The organism is Halobacterium bonnevillei, assembly GCF_009831555.1.
In the GTDB taxonomy this organism is placed as follows: domain Archaea; phylum Halobacteriota; class Halobacteria; order Halobacteriales; family Halobacteriaceae; genus Halobacterium; species Halobacterium bonnevillei.
This window is the reverse complement of record NZ_WUUU01000261.1, coordinates 1-2,868: the sequence shown is the minus strand read 5'-3', so window position 1 is coordinate 2,868 and position 2,868 is coordinate 1. Positions and strand designations below refer to the sequence as shown.

Here is a 2,868-nt window from a genome sequence, read left to right as displayed (position 1 = left end):
GGTTCGACCGCACGCTCAAGGCGGCGGCGCGCCTGTCGCCGCACCTCGGCCGGCCGTTCGTGTGGGCGATGCGGCGCGTGATCCGGAACGCGGACTCGTTCTCGGACGTGGTCGGTGACCCGAAGGACGGCGACCTGGCGGACCCGCGACTCGGCGAGACGGGACGCATCATGCTCTCGGACTTCCGGGAGGGAGTCCGCCAGGGGTCGCGAGCGGTGGCGACTGACTACGCCGTGCTGGGCAGCGAGTGGGACTTCGACCTCGCGGACGTCTCAGTGCCGACCCGCGTGTTCCACGGGAGCGACGACGACCACGTGCCGCTGACCGCCGGCAAACACCTCGCGAGCAAGGTGCCGGATGCCAGGCTCACGGTCATCGACGGCGCTGACCACTTCCGCCCGGTCATCGAGCACGTCCAGGACATCTACGGCTGGGTGGTCGGCGACGAGACCGGTGCCTGGCCGAGACGGAGACGCCGGTCGCGGAACGACCGAATCACCGAGGACGACGCGTCCACTGAGGGCGCACGCGACCAGGGGACCGGGAAAGTGACGACCGTCGACGACTGAGGCAACGACCGCCAGTTGCCGAACAGGCCTGATTACGGGGAGACGGCGCAGCCCTCGGCGTATTCGACCTCCTGCACTGAGTCGATGTCGGGGTCCTCGCTGCAGACCGGGCAGTCGGGGTTCGTCTCGACCGGGACCGTCTCGAAGGTCATGTCGGCGGCGTCGTAGAACAGCAGCCGCCCAGTGAGCAGGTCGCCGTAGTCCAGCAGCCCCTTCACGCACTCGGTGGCCTGGATGCAGCCCATCGTTCCGGGGAGGATGCCGAGCACGCCCGCCGTCGCGCAGTCCGGAATCGTGCCCTCCGGCGGCGCTTCCGGGAACAGGCACCGATAGCAGGCGCTGCCAGGTTCGTAGGTGATGGCCTGGCCCTCGAAGCGATAGATCGCGGCGTGACTGAACGGAATCCCCCGGAGCACGCAGGCGTCGTTGACGAGGTACCGCGTCGGGAAGTTGTCCGAGCAGTCGACGACGAAGTCGACGCCGTCGAGGAGGTCGTCGACGTTCGACTGGTCGAGGCGTTCGACGTGCGCGTGGACGTCTACGTCGGGATTGAGCGCCTCGACGTACTCGCGAGCGCTCTCGGCCTTCGGGCGGCCGACGTCGGCGTCCGCGTGGATGATCTGGCGCTGGAGGTTCGACCGTTCGACCTCGTCGTCGTCGACGACGCGCAGCGTGCCGACGCCCGCAGCGGCGAGATACTGGATGACCGGCGCGCCCAATCCGCCCGCACCTACCACGAGCACGTCGGCGTCGAGGAGGCGTCGTTGCCCCTCGGGACCGACGTCCTCCATGATGATGTGGCGCGAGTAGCGGTCGAGCTGCACCGGGTCGAGATTCAGCCCGGACATAGTCGGAGCGAGGACGCGACGGCGGGTAAGGGTTTTCCCAGCGGCGACTGCGGGGGAACGCTGCGGCGTCGGCTGGCTCCCGGTGCCCGTCGGCGGGAGTGGTGCCACTGTCGGCTCGCGGCGCCGAAAGAACAAACGGGTACCCCTACCCGGCGGTGGGGTCTTTCAACTCCCACGGTAAATGTCTTGTCAGGAAGCGGGGCGACTCCTCGAAGCCCCGAATCCGCCCGAATCTGTCGGTAAGCCCGTCGTACTCGCCGAGTTTGTAGTCGTCCGAGCGTGTCGCCGGCGGAGACGGTACGGACCGGTCGCCGGTCTCTCAAACCGGCCGGACAGGCGCCCGCTAACAAGGAGTGCGGCGCCCGTCGCCGTGCCCGTGAGCAACCGATGACACACAGGTACGCCTGCAACGCGTGTTCGTTCGAAATCCAGTCGCCGAACGACGACGAACTCATCGACGTCGTCCGTGAGCACGCCAACGACGAACACGGCATGAACGTCTCGCGTGCGGAAGTGAAGGAGGGGTGGGACCACGTCGAATCAGAGAGCGGTAACTGACGACTTGGCGACGGCTGTACGGCAGTTCTCGCCGCAGCAGCAGCGAGCCGGGCGATGTTCGCGTCCACTTTTATCCGGTTTCGGGCCGAACGGACTCGTGATGCTCTCGATTGGTGATTCCGCACCCGTGTTCACGGCAACGGTAGGGACGAGCGACCACGAGGACTTCGACCTCGGCGACCACCTCGGCGACGGCCCGGTAGTGCTGGCGTTCTTCCCGGGCGCGTTCACGCCGCCGTGCACAAACGAGATGGTGGCGTTCCAGGAGCGCCTCGACGACTTCGAGGACGCCGGCGCGACAGTCCTCGGCGTGAGCGCGGACTCGCCGTTCTCGCAGGGCGCGTTCCGCGACGAGCACGGCATCGAGTTCGACCTCGTCAGCGACATGGGCGGCGACGCAATCCCCGAGTACGACCTCGAGATCGACATCCCCGAACTCGGACTGTTCGGCGTCGCGAACCGCGCGGTGTTCGTCATCGACGACGACGGCACGGTCGCGTACTCGTGGGTCGCCGACGACCCGACGAACGAACCGGCGTACGACGACGTCCTCACCGCCGTGCAGGAAGCGTAGCTCGCGCTGCAGGAAGCGAGTGGGCCGCCTGGGCCGGCGGGGGCTACGTTCCCGGCCGCGGCTTCGCGACGTCGCCCGCGTCCGGTGGCGTGTCGCGACCCCGAAGCCACAGGAAGACGCCGAACGCCAGCGGCGACAGCAGCCCCATCCCGACTGCGCCGAGGAGCGTGAGTTGCCTGGTGGTCACGTCGTGGACGCTCCCGAAGACGTCGCCGACGACGACCACCCCCCGCATCGCGTCCGGGGCCGCGGCGGACGCGTACTTGCTGATGCCGGTGCCGTCGAAGACGAGTCCCCAGGACCCACTGGACCGGTCGGG

General features: G+C 68.3%; 4 protein-coding genes and 1 pseudogene. 3 read left to right on the top strand and 2 right to left on the bottom strand.

Annotated features, from left to right (window positions below):
* The coding region (locus GRX66_RS17970; RefSeq protein ID WP_394351546.1) for an alpha/beta fold hydrolase at positions 1-569 on the top strand (569 nt) is incomplete at its 5' end.
* A 32-nt stretch (positions 570-601) separates the two neighbouring features.
* Here the strand turns inward: GRX66_RS17970 and ubaA are convergent.
* The gene (gene ubaA, locus GRX66_RS17965) at positions 602-1,417 is read right to left on the bottom strand and encodes an SAMP-activating enzyme E1 (protein ID WP_159527721.1); all 816 of its coding nucleotides are present in this window, start codon (positions 1,415-1,417) and stop codon (positions 602-604) included.
* A gap of 387 nt (positions 1,418-1,804) precedes the next feature.
* Here ubaA and GRX66_RS17960 point away from each other — a divergent pair, with 387 nt between their 5' ends.
* Both GRX66_RS17960 and GRX66_RS17955 read left to right on the top strand, forming a co-directional pair.
* The gene (locus tag GRX66_RS17960) at positions 1,805-1,975 is read left to right on the top strand and encodes a DUF1059 domain-containing protein (RefSeq protein WP_159527720.1); all 171 of its coding nucleotides are present in this window, start codon (positions 1,805-1,807) and stop codon (positions 1,973-1,975) included.
* 100 nt (positions 1,976-2,075) lie between these two features.
* A complete protein-coding gene (locus GRX66_RS17955; protein WP_159527719.1) occupies positions 2,076-2,549 on the top strand; it encodes a redoxin domain-containing protein in 474 nt (157 codons plus the stop codon).
* Positions 2,550-2,592: 43 nt separating this feature from the next.
* Here the strand turns inward: GRX66_RS17955 and GRX66_RS17950 are convergent.
* Positions 2,593-2,868: pseudogene (locus GRX66_RS17950) on the bottom strand (halocyanin domain-containing protein); the annotation flags it as partial.

Bases quoted from the DNA above. Each gene is read 5' to 3' on its own strand.
- ubaA (WP_159527721.1), bottom strand. From the start codon at position 1,417: ATGTCCGGGCTGAATCTCGACCCGGTGCAGCTCGACCGCTACTCGCGC.
- GRX66_RS17960 (WP_159527720.1), top strand. From the start codon at position 1,805: ATGACACACAGGTACGCCTGCAACGCGTGTTCGTTCGAAATCCAGTCG.
- GRX66_RS17955 (WP_159527719.1), top strand. From the start codon at position 2,076: ATGCTCTCGATTGGTGATTCCGCACCCGTGTTCACGGCAACGGTAGGG.